Genomic DNA, 14,537 nt, shown 5'->3' with positions numbered 1-14,537 from the left:
TGGTCGGCACCGAGTGTGCCAGGTCACCCTGGATGCGGGGGCCGCGACCCGCGTGACCAGCCGTCAGTTGACGGACTTGAGCTGGTCCAGCAGCGCCTGCGGATCGGGATGTTGCAGCAGGGCGTCGCCGATATCGGTCCCGTTGAGCAGCACCGTCGGGGTCGAATTGATGCCCGAACTCTTGACGGCGTCGTTGACCATGTCGCGGTTCTTGCTGCTCGTGATGCAGTCGGCCACCGAATCGGGTGCGCCGGCCTTCTCGGCCTGTGCGACCAGCTCGTCGTCGGACGGGAACGTCGCGGCCGACTCGTCGGGCTGGCGCGCGAACAGCGCGGCATGGAACCGCTGGAAGGCGGCGGTGTCGGCGTCAGCGACGCAGTAGGCCGCCGCACCGGCACGGACCGAGTACGCCTTCACGTCACCACGGCCCAGGATCGACACCATGGTGTAGTCCACGGCGACCCGGCCGTCGGCGATCAGCTTGCTCATGGTCGGGCCGTAGACCTGCTCGAATCGAGCGCAGAACGGGCACAGGAAGTCCTCGTAGACCGTCAGCGTGGCCTTCGGCTCCGCGCTGCCGGGCTTGGTGGCGACATTCGGCGCGGCGAGGCGGATCGAGCGCAGCGGGGTCGGGCCGTCAGCGGCGGAGGACGTCTCGGCGGCACCACCGACCGGCGTGTTCTCGTGGCGGAGCACGATCATGGCGGCGACACCGGCCGCGACCAGCGCAATGACGGCGATCACGGCGAACAGCACCCAGCCGGTGCGGGACTTCTTCGGCGGTGGAAAGCCCGGAAATTGTTGTGGCACACCGTAGTACTGGGGTTGGTTGGGCTGCGGGGGTCCCCACGGTCCTGGCTGAGTCATGGAGGCAGTTTCCCACGTGGGAAACTGGTTGCCGTGTTGTTGACGGGGTTTCCGGCCGGGATGTTGCAGTGCAACTGCTACATCCTTGCGGCGCGCGCCGGGTCGGACGCCATCATCGTCGACCCGGGCCAGCGGGCCATGGGCCGCATCCGCGAGATTCTGGATGAAAATCGGCTCACCCCGTCGGCGGTGCTGCTCACGCATGGACACGTCGACCACATCTGGTCGGCGCAGAAGGTGGCGGACACCTACGGCTGCCCGGTGTACATCCACCCCGAGGACCGGTTCATGCTGGCCGATCCGATCAAGGGGTTCGGTCCGCGGCTGGCCCAGCTGGCGTTCGGAGTGCTGTTCTCCGAACCCAAGCAGGTCGTCGAACTCGACCGGGACGGCGACAAGCTCGAGCTGGGCGGAATCACCGTCACGGTGGACCACACCCCGGGGCACACCCGGGGCTCGGTGGTCTTCCGGGTGAGTGATGGACCCGACGAGCTGGCATTCACCGGAGACACCTTGTTCAAGCAGTCGGTGGGCCGCACCGATCTCCCGGGCGGCAGCGGCCGGGACCTGCTGGACTCGATCGTGACAAAACTGTTGGTGCTCGACGACGACACCGTGGTACTACCTGGGCACGGCCCACAGACCACGATCGGCGCCGAACGCCGTACCAACCCATTCCTCGAAGGCTTATCAAGTTGAGCGATTTTCAGGCACCCAAGGGCGTCCCGGACTACCTGCCCCCGGACTCGGCGGAATTCGTCGCGGTGCGCGACGGCCTGCTGAACGTCGCGCGACTGGCCGGGTACGGCCACATCGAGCTGCCGGTGTTCGAGGACACCGCGCTGTTCGCCCGCGGTGTGGGTGAGTCCACCGATGTGGTGTCCAAAGAGATGTACACCTTCGCCGACCGCGGTGACCGCTCGGTCACGCTGCGCCCGGAAGGCACCGCCGGCGTCATGCGGGCCGTCATCGAGCACGGTCTGGACCGGGGCGCGCTGCCCGCCAAGCTGCGGTACTCCGGGCCGTTCTTCCGCTATGAGCGGCCGCAGGCCGGCCGCTACCGCCAGCTGCAGCAGGTTGGCGTGGAGGCCATCGGCATCGATGACCCGGCGCTGGACGCCGAGGTGATCGCGGTGGCCGACGCCGGTTTCCGCTCGCTGGGGCTCGACGGTTTCCGTCTGGAGATCACCTCGCTGGGTGACGACACCTGCCGCCCGCAGTACCGGAAGCTGTTGCAGGACTTCCTGTTCAAGTTGGACCTCGACGAGGACACCCGGCGCCGGGCCGAGATCAACCCATTGCGGGTGCTCGACGACAAGCGGCCGCACGTCAAGGAGATGACGGCCGACGCCCCGGTGATGCTCGATCACCTGTCGGAGGCCGCCAAGGAGCACTTCGACACCGTGCTGGCGCACCTGGACGCGCTGGGCGTGCCGTACGTGATCAACCCGCGCATGGTCCGCGGCCTGGACTACTACACCAAGACCACGTTCGAGTTCGTGCACGACGGCCTCGGCGCCCAGTCCGGCATCGGCGGCGGCGGCCGCTATGACGGGCTGATGAAGCAGCTGGGCGGGCAGGACCTGTCGGGCATCGGATTCGGGTTGGGTGTGGACCGCACGGTGCTGGCGCTCAAGGCCGAGGGCAAGACGGTCGCATCGCCTGCGGCCGTCGACGTGTACGCCGTGCCGCTGGGTGCGCCGGCCAAGCTGGAACTGGCAAAGATCGTTGCGGCCCTGCGTGGTTCGGGTGTCCGTACCGACATGTGCTACGGCGACCGCGGCCTCAAGGGCGCGATGAAAGCGGCCGATCGCTCCGGCGCCAAGGTGGCCCTGGTGGCCGGTGACCGCGACATCGAGGCCGGCACCGTCGGCGTCAAGGATTTGTCGACCGGCGAGCAGGTCGACGTGCCCATCGCCGACGTCGTCACCCAGGTAGCGGCGCGGCTGCGTTAGCCCGTCATGCGGCGCAGCATGCCGTCGCGCAGCGTGAGCGTGTGCAGCAGGATGGCACTGACGTGCGCCGCGACTGCGGCGACCAACAGGTAGGCCACCACCGAATGCGCCTGGCGCAGAATGCCGTACAGGTCGGCGTCGAACGGCGCGATGTCGGGCAGTGTCAGGCCGCCGAAGACCCGGACCGGGGTGCCCGACGCCGACACCATCGCCCAGCCGACGAGCGGCTGCGCCAGCAGCATGGCGTACATCGCCAGCTCGGACCCGGCGATCAGCTTGCCCTCCAGTGGCCCCACCGTGTCGGGCCACTTCGGCGGCTTGTGCGTGAATCTGTTTGCCGCGCGGACGATCACGATGACCAGGATGCTGATACCCAGTGTCATGTGGACGGCGACCAGGGCGCCATGGGAGCCGATCTCGTTGGTCATCGTGAAGCCGATCAGCAGTGCGGCGAAGACCGCCACCGCGGTCAGCCAGTGCAACACCCGGGTGCGGATCGGAAAGCGGCCGGTCACGGGGTCACCTGAACGGCAGGAGCGGTATTCGGCTCGGTGGTTCGCGCCCGGTACGACCCCGCGTACACCGCCGACCGAGCACTGAGCAGTGGATCGTCGGACGGCTCGATGCCGTCGGGCAGGACCAGGGGATCGAAGTTGATGTCGCGGGCGTTGCCGGCGGCATCGGTCTGGGCTTCGGTGAGGGTCAGGACCCCGGCATCGATGACCTGCCGATCGGCCGGCCAGGGCAACGTCGGATCGATCGGGTCGCCGTCGTGTCCGACCGTCAGTCGTAGATTCCACTGCAGCGGAGCCTTTTTCAACTGCAGGATCAGCGCGTCGAACAATGCATTGCGGTCGTCGGACTTCGGCGGCAGCGCGGTCTGCTGAGGGACGAACGACCAGCGGACCGGGGTGCGGGCGCCGGAGTGGTTCACCAGATAGAACGTATTCAGACCCCAGAACGTGCTGTCTGCGAAACCCGGTGTGGGCGGGCTCTTCTTGACCAGTGCCATCGCTGCCGCGGTCTCCGGATGCCGGCTGAGGAAGTCGGTCATGACCTTCGGGTCGGGCTTACCGGTGCCGGGAACCGGCTTGGACGCCAGCAATCGGTCATAGAAGCCCTGCGGTGAATTATCAAGGAACACCGGGATATTCAGCATCGCCGTCCGCCATTGGCCGGTGCCGGGGAAGCCGATGGCCAGGCCGAGCCCGCGTGCCGCGCCAGGAGTGTCGGCGACTGTCGGGTTGCCGCCGGCCAGCGAGAACCGGCCCGCGACGGGCGCCTCACCCGGCCCGAAGACCGCGGCATGAGACAGGGCCGCCGCGTTGCCGTTGCTCATGAAATGGCCGACCACCGAGACGCCTTTGGCATGGTTCTTCCGGAATCCGGGGTGATCACCGAAGACCTTCTGGAAGCCGTCGAGGAACGTCTGGCGGGTCAGGGTGCCGGCGCGGCTGGTGTACGCGACCAGTCCGAGATCCACGGCGAGGAATGCGCTGACGGCGCCGAGCCCGACCAGGATCGAACGCCGGGTCAGGGGAGTGCCGCGCCAGGATGGGCCGTCCATGACCACCACAGGTACCACAAAGTCCTGTGGCAACATCTGCGAACGTGCGGGTACTGGTGCAACGGGTGACGTCGGCGCGGGTGACGGTCGACGGGCAGACCGTCGGCGAGATCACCCCGAATCCTCAGGGCCTGGTGGCGCTCGTCGGTCTCACCCACACCGACGACGCGGCGGTGGTGCGCAAGATGGCCGACAAACTGTGGCGGCTGCGCGTCCTCGACGGTGAACTCAGTGCCGCCGACGCGGGTGCCCCGATTCTGGTGGTCAGCCAGTTCACCCTGTACGCCGACACCGCAAAGGGCCGGCGGCCGTCGTGGAACGCCGCCGCTCCTGGACCGGTTGCCGAGCCGCTGGTGGACGAGTTCGCGACGGCGCTGCGGGCACTGGGGGCTGTGGTCGCCACCGGACAGTTCGGCGCGCACATGCACGTCGAACTGGTCAACGACGGCCCGGTGACGGTGCTGCTGGAACTGCAGGCGGGGTGATACGCCTGAGGCAGGGTGTAACGGTCCGGTACGGTCAGTCGATATGACCGGCATGCGTAAAGCGACAGTCAAGCTCGGAGTGGTGTGTGGCGCGGCAGCGGTGGCAGCCGCTGGGCTGATGGCGCCTGTGGCGTCTGCGGCCCCGGCTGGTCACGAGGTCCGATACACGCTGTCGGTGGGCGGCCCGGCGACCTTCGACCTGCTCTACCTGGTCAACCAGCCGGCGAACAAGGCCGCCTACAACGCGGACGCCTACTCCTACCTCAAGCGTGAGACGGTCACTGTCGGACCGGACGCCCCGTGGGTGTTCACCACCACACTCGCCGACCCGCAGTGGGCCATCTTCACCGTCAGCAGCACCACGCACGGTGGCCAGGCTGCCCCTGATTCGACGTGCGATATCGCGGTCGACGGTCAGTCGGCGGCGCACCAGACCGCGCCGTACAACGTCCAGTGCCAGCTCGGCCAGTGGTAGTTCGCTAACCCGCGAACACGTAGACCCAGGCCTGTCGGCCAGACCGTAACGGCACCTGCACGCGCTGGTAGTCGTTGACCTCGTATTCGTCGGCGGCGGCCAGTTCGGCATCGGTGATCTCGAACACGCTGCCGTCCACGGCGTCCTCTGGCGTACCCGACTTCAGGATCGGGTGCCGGTCACTGCCGCTGGTCTCGATGACGTGCGGGTCGGTGATGGTGACCCAGTCCAGGCGGTAGCCGACGATGGCGTCGTCGGAGCCGTTCAGTTCACGGCCGAACGTGGACAGTTGGACATCGCGCTGGCGCAGGGTTCCGTAGGAGAACAGCAGTTCGGGCACATGCGTGACGGTACCGTTTTCCGCCTGGCGATCAACCCGTTTCACAACGCCGTACCCGCTGTGGGAATTGTGAAACGTTGGGCGAGTTGAGGTTTCGCCGAGGCCGACACGGGTATCCCACATCTAGCCGGATCGTATTCGGCTGTATTGGATTGAAACCAACCATGTTTGGAGGAAACCCGTGGGAGAGCGCAACAGTGGCCCTGAAGAGGGAATCAAGGGCGTGGTGGAAGGCGTCAAGGGCAAGCTGAAGGAAGCTGCCGGCGTGGTCACCGGCCGTGACGACCTGGTCCGCGAGGGACAGGCCCAGCAGGACAAGGCGCAGGCCGAACGGGACGCGGCCAAGCATGAGGCGAAGGCCGAGGCGGCCCGTGCCGGTGCGCAGGTGGCCGAGGAGCGACAGCGGCGGAATCAGTAGCCGCAACAGAACGGCCCGATCTCCCCTGACCGTGGGGAGATCGGGCCGTTTCTTGCGTACCCGCTGGGTGCGCCGTCAAACGTGTCTTGTGTACCGGCAGAGGCATCTGCGCTCGCGTTAGTTTGCCGACCGCAGCGCCGGGGTACTCATCTTCCGGAGGCCATTCGGGCCGATGTAGGAGGAGCAATGTTGCGAGGAAGCGTTGGCGTCATAGTGCTGGTCTGGCTGCTGGTCGGTGTACTCGCCGCGTGGCAGCGTGACTATTTCCGCGGCGGCGACACCAGCTGCGGCTCGGCCGGCCGCATCGCGTTGACGGTGATCGCCGGACCGTTGAATTACGCCGGGGTCAACCCGCGGGTGGTCGATTGTCGTCTGCCTCAACCAAGTTCGATGCGGTGAGCCGCTCGCACCCGGTCAATTGAGATGTAGTGAGAGATAAGGAAACGGTCATCATGATTGCTTTGGGAGCGGTTCTGCTCATCCTGGGCTTTGTGTTCAACGTGTATCTGTTGTGGGTCTTGGGCATCGTGCTCGTCGTGGTCGGCGCGGTGTTCTGGTTGCTCGGCACAGCCGGCCACAGCGTCGCCGGTCGGCGCCACTGGTATTGATGGAGGTCGATGGCAAGAGAGCCCGGGCCAAGGCCCGGGCTCTCTTGCACTGTGTCGGCGCAGACGACAATCAGGCGCCGCGGCCGAAATCATCTTCGTCAGGGTCTATTTCGACATCCTCGGTCTGTTCCTGCCAGTCGTGCGCCGTCGCGTCGGTCGGCGGCGCAGTCGGACCTCTGACAGCGGCCTCCTCGTCCGGCACCTGTTCGCGGACGTCGCGGGCCTGCTCGGCAGCATCGGCCTCGGGGACCTCGCCCGGGAACTCTTCGTGGCTCATGACGGTGGCCTGGTCAACTCGTGATGTCTCACCTCGGAGCCGTACCCGGTGAGTGCAGCGGCCAAACCGCCCTGCCTGGTTGTGGCTGTGGCGTTAATATGTTGCTCGGCTCCCTGCCACCCAAAAACGATATGACTAAATCCAACGGCGAGATCGCCGACTCCGAATCCTGGGATGTCGCTGCCGTATTCAGCGGCGGCGACAGTCAGCACGTGGGTAGCTTCCAGTTTCTTCTTGCCGACCAGAGGTGGGTGTGGTCCGCGGCGGTCGCCCGAATGCACGGCTACGCGCTGGGGGAAGTGGAGCCCACCACCGAGTTGCTGCTGAGCCACAAGCATCCGGACGACCGCGCCAAAGTCGCCGAGATTCTCAAGCGGGTCCAGACCGGTGGCCTGTTCAGCAGCCGGCATCGCATCGTCGATGCAGAGGGGAAAATCCACTGGGTCGTGGTGGTCAGCGACCGGATGACCGACGATGCCGGCGAGACGATCGGTACCCACGGCTACTACATCGATGTCACGGCCGGTATCCAGTCCGATCTCACCGTGGCGATGGCCTCGGTGGTGGAATCGCGCGCTGTGATCGATCAGGCCAAGGGCATCCTCATGGCGGCCTACGGAATCGACGCTGATCGCGCCTTCGAGATTCTGAAATGGCGTTCGCAGGCTACCCAGACGAAGCTCCGGACTGTCGCGACCCGGTTGCTGGAGGCGGTGATTCACGAGGGCCTGGCTCCTGAGACCGTCACCGCGATCGACCATCTGTTGCTCGTCGACGGTCCAGGTGATGACGATGATGGTGATGATGAGACTTGACAAGTAGTCGAACAATTGTTCGAATGTAGGCATGCGGTGGGACGGGCAGGCGGTGACGCGGGCCGAAGCGGACGGGGCCTTGCCGGGCCTGGAACGTCTCGGTTTGGTACGCAGCATCCGGGTGCCGAAGTTCGACGGCATCACGTTCCATGAGGTGCTCTGTAAGTCGGCGTTGAACAAGGTGCCGGAAGCGTCGAATCTGCCGTTCCGGTACACCGTCAACGCCTACCGCGGCTGCTCGCACGCCTGCCGGTATTGCTTCGCGCGGCCCACCCATGAGTACCTGGACTTCGACTCCGGAAATGACTTCGACCGTGAACTCGTGGTGAAGACGAACGTCGCAGAAGTGTTGCGGCGGGAGCTCTTTCGGAGGTCTTGGACGCGCGATGCGGTCGCGTTGGGCACCAACACCGATCCCTATCAGCGGGCCGAGGGGCGATATGCGCTGATGCCGGGAATCATTGCGGCGCTGGCTGATTCCGGGACCCCTTTCTCGATCCTGACCAAGGGCACGCTGTTGCGGCGCGACCTGCCGCTGATCGTCGATGCGGGAACGCGGGTCGGGGTCAGCGTCGCGGTGTCGTTGGCGATGTTGGACCCGGACCTGCACCGGTCGGTCGAGCCCGGAACGCCCACGCCCGCCGCGCGGCTGGAGCTGATTTCGGCGATAGCGGAGGCGGGCCTCGGCTGCCACGTGATGGTGGCGCCGGTGCTGCCGTACCTGACCGACTCGGAATCCCATCTGGATGCGCTGTTATCGCGGATCGCGGCGGCCGGTGCCACCGGCGTGACGGTGTTCGGGCTGCATCTGCGCGGCGCGACGCGCGGATGGTTCCTGGCGTGGCTGGGCTCGGCATATCCGGAACTGCTGCCCAGATATCGCGAATTGTATGGGCGCGGTGCGTATCTCGGACCGGAGTACCGCGAACGGTTACGTACCCGAGTGGCACCGCTGGTTGCCCGGTACGGCCTCGGCGGCAGCGGACACAGACCTGACACCGTGCGTACCGCCCCGGCGGCAGTGGCCGCCGGGGCGGTGCAGCCTGCGTTGTTCTGACTCAGCCGACGTGGAGCACTGCGGCGCCCGAGATTCGACCAGCGGCCAGATCCCCCAGGGCGCGGTCCGCCTGATCCAACGGGTAGATCGGGGTGGTGACCTGGATGCGATGGGCGCCGGCGAAGGCGAGAAATTCTCGGGCGTCGGCGCGGGTGTTCGATGCCACCGATCGCACCTGGCGTTCCTGGAACAGGTGCCGCTGATAGTTCAGCACCGGAATATCACTGAGATGGATGCCGGCGATCGCCAGTGTGCCGCCGTGGTCCAAGGCCTCCAGCGCCGGCAACACCAGATCGCCCACGGGGGCGAACAGGATCGCGGCGTCCAGCTCGACCGGTGGCCGCGCCGTGGCGCCCTGGGCCGAGGCGGCACCGAGCTCGAGCGCCAGCTGTTGTGCGGCCTCGCCGCGGGTCATGACGTGCACCTCGGCACCGCGGGCGAGCGCCACCTGGGCGGTGATGTGCGCACTGCCACCGAAGCCGTAGATTCCGAGCCGGCCGCCGGCGGGTAGGTCGGCGCGGAGCAGCGACCGGTAGCCGATGATGCCGGCGCACAGCAGCGGGGCGAGTTCGGCATCGGTGTACCCCGCGGGCAAGCGGTGGACGTAGTCGGCTGGCGCCGTGAGAAATTCGGCGTAGCCACCATCGGCGTCCCAGCCGGTGTAGCGCGACTGTGGGCACAGGTTCTCCGCTCCGCGGCGGCAGAACCGGCAGCGTCCGCAGGTCTGCCTGAGCCAGGCCACGCCGACGCGATCACCGACGACGAGGTCGGTGTCCGTGTGTTCGGCTATCGCCACCACCTCGCCCACCACTTCGTGGCCAGGGGTGACCGATGGCCGGTGGACCGGCAGGTCGCCTTCGGCGATGTGGAGGTCGGTGCGGCATACGCCGCACGCCCGCACGGCGATGAGCACCTCGCCGGCACCGGGTTCAGGGACTGCGGCGGTGCAGAATTCGAGCGGGCCGCGATCGATCGGCGCGGGCGTACGCACTCGCCATGCACGCATGGGCCCAGCCTACGTCGCCGTCATTCGAGCCGGACGTGAAAAACGTCCGACAGTGGACGGCGCGGTGTCGGCGGCGGGACGTCGTCCAGCGCCGGCGCGTTTCCGATCCGTACCAGTACCTGCGGCAGCGGATGCCCGGTGAGCGTGCTGATGATGTCGCGGGTGGCGGGGTGTTCGGTCACGTGGGTGAGGGTGCAACTGGCGAGCCCCGCGGCTGTGGCTTCGATCAGCACCGCCGACAGTGTTTCGCCGCACGCCATGATGTCTCGCGGGGTGTCGTCGAGTGCCGAGATCACCACGATGGTGGCCTGATCGTCCCCGGTGTGTTGGCGCCGTTCCCGGTTGTGCGTGACGGGGAAGGTGCGTCCGACCTCGACCCGGTCGGATTCGGCGGCCGAAACCAGCGCGCTGTGCGGTATCCCGGTGGTTGCCCCGAAAGGCGCGGTCCACCACGCCAATTCGGCATGGTACGCGGTGTCGTACATGCGCAGCGCCTCTGCGAGATGGGAGGCATCGGCCACCTCGCTACGTTGCTGCGGCGCAATCAGGTCGACGTGGGTGGGGTGGTCCTCGACGGCCAGCCGCAGCATCATCTCGAACGCCGACGGATCCTCCACCGGGTCGTAGGGCAGCCGGTCGGACCGCCGGATCGCAACGGCGTCAGCGTCCCGGCGCTGTGCCGCTGTGACGCCGGCCGACTGTCGGAACTCGATGTCCGCCAGGTGGTTCCGGTTGTTCGGGTTCGGAAAGCGGTCTACCACGATGTCCCAGCCACGCGCCGCCGCGACGACTCGTAGATGGTCCAGCGCGGCCCCGCAGCTCAGCAGTGCCTGACGGCCGGAGCCATCGGTGTCCACCAGGTGATCGGGATCGAGGAACAGCCTCAAGGTCGTCGATTCCAGCACCCAGGTCCACGGCTGGCTGTTATGGAATGACGGGGCGCGGCATGCCGAATGGACTGCGTCCTCGAGGTTCCGAAGTGCGATGGCGGTTTTCGTCATGAGCCCACACTGCCCGGCCGCGGGCCGATTCAGACAGGGCCAGAAGTCATCACTTTTCCAACGCGCGCAAGCAGAACGCGTAGATGCGATCGCTGCCGATCGGGGTGAGTTCGAGTCCTGGACCCAGCGCGCGCAACCGGAGCGCGCCGAAGATGGTCTGCATGACCAGTGCCGCGGAGGTTTCGATATCCAGGCCCGGCCGGAAGGTGCCATCGGCGGTGCCGCGTTCGAGGATGTCGACGATGAGTGCGTGCAGCGGTGTCAGCACCCGGCCGTAGTCGTCGGGCATCGTCTCGGCCAGGCGATCGTGGTAGAAGGTCAGCCCACGATTGATGCTGTCCTGCGTGCTGGACGCGGGCGGTACGCAGATGCGGTCGACCAGCGCGCGCAGCGCCGCCGCGGGCTCCAGCTCCGCTGCTTCGGCTTGCCACGTTGTGACGAACTCGGTCAGCATCGCGTCGATCAGCGCCAGTACCAACTCGTCTTTCGTGGCGAAGTGCTGATAGAAAGCCCGCAACGAGGTCTTCGAACGTTCCACGACCTGGAGCACGGTGAACTCCGTGCGGCCGGTCTCGCCGAGGATGTCGAGCGCTGAGCGCATGAACTGTCTGGCGCGCGTCTCACCGTCGAGACTGTTGCTTGCCACTCCGGCGGTCGACTTCGCCATGGCGACTGAGGTTACCCGGTCAAATCTTGAGATATCCCTTGTCTGCCGGGATTTGCGCAGCCGTTACCAACGACGATGCGTCGCTGGCCAGCCACACCACGATGTCGGAGATCTGGTCCGGCTTGATCAGCGAATCCGTCGGCAGGGCGCCGGGGGAGAAGCTGTGGATGTACTGCGGATGGTTCTGCAGGACCTGGTACATCGACACGTCCATGCCCATCGGGGTGTCGGTGCCGTACGGGTGAATCGAGTTCACCCGGATCCCGAACTCGCCCAGTTCGACGGCCAGCGAATTGATCATCCCCACGACACCGAACTTGGTGGCGCAGTAGTGTCCGCAACCCGGGACCGCCTTGATCCCGGCGGCCGAGCTGGTGGCGATGATCGAGCCGCCGTTGCCGGCCTCGATCATCGCCGGCACGACGGCCCGGATGGTGTTCCACATTCCGGTGAGGTTGATGTCAAGGGTGTCCTGCCACTGCTGCTGGGAAATCTCCCAGAGCCGACCCCAGTTCAGCACGCCCGCGTTGGCGACGACGATGTCCAGCCGGCCGAACTGCTCGATGGTCTCCGCGACCACTCGCTGCTGGCCTTCGGCGTCCCGGACGTCGATTTCCTTGGCGTAGATCTTGCGGCCTTCGCCCTCAACGAGATTGACCGTCTCGGCCAGGTCTGCCGGCGTCGCGGGCTCGTACCCGTTGGCCGCGGCCACGGGTGCGCAGGCGTCGATCGCGACGATGTCGGCTCCGGCTCGCGCCAGCCGGACGCAATGCGAACGACCCTGTCCCCGAGCGGCTCCGGTGACAAAGGCGACCTTGCCGGCCAATGGTTGATCGGTCATGCGGTCAGTTCCTCACTCATCGTGGTGGCGCGGACGTCGCTGAACTCGTAGTCCGTGAGCGGCGAGCGCCGCGCGAAAATCCTTGAGCCGGTGATTGTTTGCGGTCGGTAGTAGGGCGTCTCGTGCTGGGAGTTGACGAAATAGGTGTTGAGTTCGGTAGCGCGGGTGTAGTACGTGTGGGCGGTGCGACCGCGCCGGTCCATCAGGGCGTTCCACTTGTGGAACGCGTCGTTGCTCACCGCGACGACCGGCGCGTCATTCCGGCGGGCTTCGTCGATCAGCCGAACCGCATGGGCGGCAACGGTTTCGACCCAGTCCATCCAGGCGAAGCCGACGAACCCGAGCGGACCGACGATCTCCCACCTGTTCGGCAGCCGGGGGTGGGCGGTGCCGGCGTAGGCGTGCAGTCCGTGGGCGCGGTAGTACTCGGCGAGGTCGAATCCGTTTGAGCCCAGGATGGTTCCGGGTCGATACGTTTCCGGATCGGTCCACAGTTCGTAGCCGGTGGCGGTGACCAACAGATCCGCCGGATGGTCCACGCCGTCGACGGTGCGAACTCCGTCGCGGGTGATCCGCTCGATCGGAGTCGTGATCAGGTGCGTATCGGGATGGTTCAGCGCCGGCAGGAACGAGCTGGAGATCACTGGACGCTTTGCCATGATTCCGTAGCGGGGCAGCAGTGCTTTGCGCGTTGCCGGGTCTTGCACGGTGGTGCGCAGCAGCAGCCGATAGAGGTTGCGGCTGTTGCCGTCGTACAGGGGCATGAGCTTGGTCAGCACCTTGCGCGGCAGCCGGGAGTAGACGTGGATGATCGGTGCCACCATCGTGGCGTCCATCAGCAGCCGGCCGAAGATGTTGATCGCGCTGACGAAGCCGGGCACCTTGAACAGCCGTCGCAGCCATGGCGGGATGTCGAAGTCGACCTTGGGTAGTACCCATGCCGGAGTGCGTTGATACACATCGAGATTCGCGGCGACCCCGGACAATGCGCCGGTGATCTGCACACCGCTGGAGCCGGTGCCGATCACCGCGACCCGCTTGCCGCGGACGTCGTAGTCATCGTCCCAGGCATTGGGACGCATGATGGCGCCCTCGAAGTCCTCGATGCCGTCGATGTCGATGACGTTCTTGGCATTGACGTAGCCGCCGACCGAGCTGATCAGGAATCGTGCCGTCACGTCCGGCTGGTTGCGGATGGACAGCCGCCACAGGCCGGCGTCGTCGTCCCACTGCTGGCGGAGCACCTCGGAATTGGCGCGGAGGTGCTGCCGCAGCCCCAGCGTGTCGGCGGTGTCGCGGAGATAGGCGTAGATCTCCGGCCCTGGCGCGAAGAACCGGCTCCAGTTGGGGTTGGGTGCGAAGGACAGCTGGTACCACGGTGACGGGATGTCGACGGCGAGTCCGGGGTAGTGGTTGTCGCGCCAGGTGCCGCCGAAGTCGTCGCCGCGGTCGACGATGAGAAAGTCGTGAATACCTTTCTGCTGCAACAGGTGCGCGGCGGCGATGCCGCCGGGTCCTGCGCCGATGATGACCACTTCGTGGTCGGGTGTGGTCATTGAGTCTCTCCGGTGAGTCCGTTGATGATGTGGTCGGTGACGAAGCGCCGGATGGCGCGGGGGTTGTCGAGGTTGACGCCGATGGGCGGCAGGAGTTCGAAGCTCAGCAGCACCCGGACGATCCACTCGCCGGCACGGGCCGGGTCTACGCCGGCGCCGATTTCACCGTCGCGTTGCGCGGCCTTGACGCGCGGCTTCCACAGTTCGACCGCGCGCTTCATCAGGTCTTCGCCGATGTTGCGCAACAGCAGAACGACGATGCCCTCGTTGATGCCCTTCTGCGGTGCCGAGGGAGAGCTCTGCCGGTGGGCGCAGATCAGGACGGCGGCAGCGGCGACCTGATCTGCCAGCGTGGACTGCTTGTCGATCTCGGTGGCCATGCCGTCGACGAACGCCGAGGCCAGGTGGTCCAGCGCGACGCCGATGGCGTGGTCACGACCGCCGAGCGCGTTGTAGACCGTGCCGCGCGAGACGCCTGCGGCTTCGGCAACGGCGGTGAGGCTGAATTGCCTTGGGCCCAAACGATGGAGCGTCTCCGCGGTGGCTTCCAGCAGTGCCGGCGAGATGGTGCGCGGCGTCGGCGGCTTTGCGGGCATTTGCAC

20 protein-coding genes are annotated in these 14,537 nt (G+C 66.6%); 9 read left to right on the top strand and 11 right to left on the bottom strand.

What is annotated here, in order from left to right:
- Positions 1–63: 63 nt before the first annotated feature.
- Positions 64–867, bottom strand: a complete 804-nt coding sequence (locus tag A7G45_RS18320) for a DsbA family protein (RefSeq protein WP_260939217.1) — start codon at positions 865–867, stop codon at positions 64–66.
- A 33-nt stretch (positions 868–900) separates the two neighbouring features.
- Here A7G45_RS18320 and A7G45_RS18315 point away from each other — a divergent pair, with 33 nt between their 5' ends.
- Entirely contained in the window at positions 901–1,566 is a 666-nt protein-coding gene (locus A7G45_RS18315) for an MBL fold metallo-hydrolase (RefSeq protein WP_071287276.1), read from the top strand.
- Positions 1,563–2,822 (top strand): histidine--tRNA ligase, encoded by a 1,260-nt coding sequence (gene hisS, locus A7G45_RS18310; protein ID WP_260939213.1) that lies wholly within the window; start codon positions 1,563–1,565, stop codon positions 2,820–2,822. Before A7G45_RS18315 ends, hisS begins: the two co-directional genes overlap by 4 nt.
- Here hisS and A7G45_RS18305 read toward each other — a convergent pair.
- Positions 2,819–3,337 (bottom strand): cytochrome b, encoded by a 519-nt coding sequence (locus A7G45_RS18305; RefSeq protein ID WP_043399123.1) that lies wholly within the window; start codon positions 3,335–3,337, stop codon positions 2,819–2,821. The genes hisS and A7G45_RS18305 overlap by 4 nt on opposite strands.
- Complete coding sequence (locus A7G45_RS18300; RefSeq protein ID WP_260939210.1) at positions 3,334–4,389, bottom strand: catalase family peroxidase; 1,056 nt, start codon at positions 4,387–4,389, stop codon at positions 3,334–3,336. The genes A7G45_RS18305 and A7G45_RS18300 overlap by 4 nt, the downstream gene beginning before the upstream one ends.
- Before the next feature lie 44 nt (positions 4,390–4,433).
- Here A7G45_RS18300 and dtd point away from each other — a divergent pair, with 44 nt between their 5' ends.
- A complete protein-coding gene (dtd, locus tag A7G45_RS18295; protein WP_260939789.1) occupies positions 4,434–4,874 on the top strand; it encodes a D-aminoacyl-tRNA deacylase in 441 nt (146 codons plus the stop codon).
- 43 nt (positions 4,875–4,917) lie between these two features.
- A complete protein-coding gene (locus tag A7G45_RS18290) occupies positions 4,918–5,349 on the top strand; it encodes an Rv2576c family protein (protein WP_133761933.1) in 432 nt (143 codons plus the stop codon).
- Positions 5,350–5,353: 4 nt separating this feature from the next.
- Here A7G45_RS18290 and A7G45_RS18285 read toward each other — a convergent pair whose 3' ends face one another.
- Positions 5,354–5,689 (bottom strand): gamma-glutamylcyclotransferase family protein, encoded by a 336-nt coding sequence (locus A7G45_RS18285; protein ID WP_260939207.1) that lies wholly within the window; start codon positions 5,687–5,689, stop codon positions 5,354–5,356.
- A 181-nt stretch (positions 5,690–5,870) separates the two neighbouring features.
- Here A7G45_RS18285 and mbp1 point away from each other — a divergent pair, with 181 nt between their 5' ends.
- From mbp1 to A7G45_RS18270, 3 genes are all read left to right on the top strand, one after another.
- Positions 5,871–6,107 (top strand): microaggregate-binding protein 1, encoded by a 237-nt coding sequence (gene mbp1, locus A7G45_RS18280; RefSeq protein ID WP_260939205.1) that lies wholly within the window; start codon positions 5,871–5,873, stop codon positions 6,105–6,107.
- Between the two features lie 186 nt (positions 6,108–6,293).
- A complete protein-coding gene (locus A7G45_RS18275) occupies positions 6,294–6,506 on the top strand; it encodes a hypothetical protein (protein WP_208112589.1) in 213 nt (70 codons plus the stop codon).
- Positions 6,507–6,559: 53 nt separating this feature from the next.
- The gene (locus A7G45_RS18270) at positions 6,560–6,715 is read left to right on the top strand and encodes a DUF6131 family protein (RefSeq protein WP_260939204.1); all 156 of its coding nucleotides are present in this window, start codon (positions 6,560–6,562) and stop codon (positions 6,713–6,715) included.
- A gap of 70 nt (positions 6,716–6,785) precedes the next feature.
- Here A7G45_RS18270 and A7G45_RS18265 read toward each other — a convergent pair whose 3' ends face one another.
- Positions 6,786–6,992, bottom strand: a complete 207-nt coding sequence (locus A7G45_RS18265) for a hypothetical protein (RefSeq protein ID WP_260939203.1) — start codon at positions 6,990–6,992, stop codon at positions 6,786–6,788.
- 212 nt (positions 6,993–7,204) lie between these two features.
- Here A7G45_RS18265 and A7G45_RS18260 point away from each other — a divergent pair, with 212 nt between their 5' ends.
- Entirely contained in the window at positions 7,205–7,807 is a 603-nt protein-coding gene (locus A7G45_RS18260; RefSeq protein ID WP_260939788.1) for a PAS and ANTAR domain-containing protein, read from the top strand.
- A gap of 31 nt (positions 7,808–7,838) precedes the next feature.
- Entirely contained in the window at positions 7,839–8,864 is a 1,026-nt protein-coding gene (locus A7G45_RS18255; protein ID WP_260939202.1) for an Rv2578c family radical SAM protein, read from the top strand.
- 1 nt (position 8,865) lies between these two features.
- Here A7G45_RS18255 and A7G45_RS18250 read toward each other — a convergent pair whose 3' ends face one another.
- The 6 genes from A7G45_RS18250 to A7G45_RS18225 are packed head-to-tail and all read right to left on the bottom strand — an operon-like array spanning position 8,866 to position 14,531.
- Entirely contained in the window at positions 8,866–9,870 is a 1,005-nt protein-coding gene (locus tag A7G45_RS18250; protein WP_260939200.1) for a zinc-binding alcohol dehydrogenase family protein, read from the bottom strand.
- 20 nt (positions 9,871–9,890) lie between these two features.
- Complete coding sequence (locus tag A7G45_RS18245; RefSeq protein ID WP_260939198.1) at positions 9,891–10,871, bottom strand: Acg family FMN-binding oxidoreductase; 981 nt, start codon at positions 10,869–10,871, stop codon at positions 9,891–9,893.
- A gap of 49 nt (positions 10,872–10,920) precedes the next feature.
- Positions 10,921–11,538, bottom strand: a complete 618-nt coding sequence (locus A7G45_RS18240) for a TetR/AcrR family transcriptional regulator (RefSeq protein WP_043399095.1) — start codon at positions 11,536–11,538, stop codon at positions 10,921–10,923.
- A gap of 19 nt (positions 11,539–11,557) precedes the next feature.
- Positions 11,558–12,379 carry a mycofactocin-coupled SDR family oxidoreductase gene (locus A7G45_RS18235; protein WP_260939196.1) on the bottom strand — a complete coding sequence of 274 codons (822 nt, stop codon included), beginning with the start codon at positions 12,377–12,379 and terminating at the stop codon, positions 11,558–11,560.
- Positions 12,376–13,935, bottom strand: coding sequence for a flavin-containing monooxygenase (locus tag A7G45_RS18230; protein WP_260939194.1), 1,560 nt, complete (start codon positions 13,933–13,935; stop codon positions 12,376–12,378). Before A7G45_RS18230 ends, A7G45_RS18235 begins: the two co-directional genes overlap by 4 nt.
- Entirely contained in the window at positions 13,932–14,531 is a 600-nt protein-coding gene (locus A7G45_RS18225) for a TetR/AcrR family transcriptional regulator (RefSeq protein ID WP_043988283.1), read from the bottom strand. Before A7G45_RS18225 ends, A7G45_RS18230 begins: the two co-directional genes overlap by 4 nt.
- Between the last annotated feature and the right edge of the window lie 6 nt (positions 14,532–14,537).

This window comes from Mycolicibacterium llatzerense (genome assembly GCF_025331195.1).
Taxonomy (GTDB): domain Bacteria; phylum Actinomycetota; class Actinomycetes; order Mycobacteriales; family Mycobacteriaceae; genus Mycobacterium; species Mycobacterium llatzerense.
Note: the sequence above shows the minus strand (reverse complement) of the source record. Positions and strands in the feature narration are given on the sequence as shown.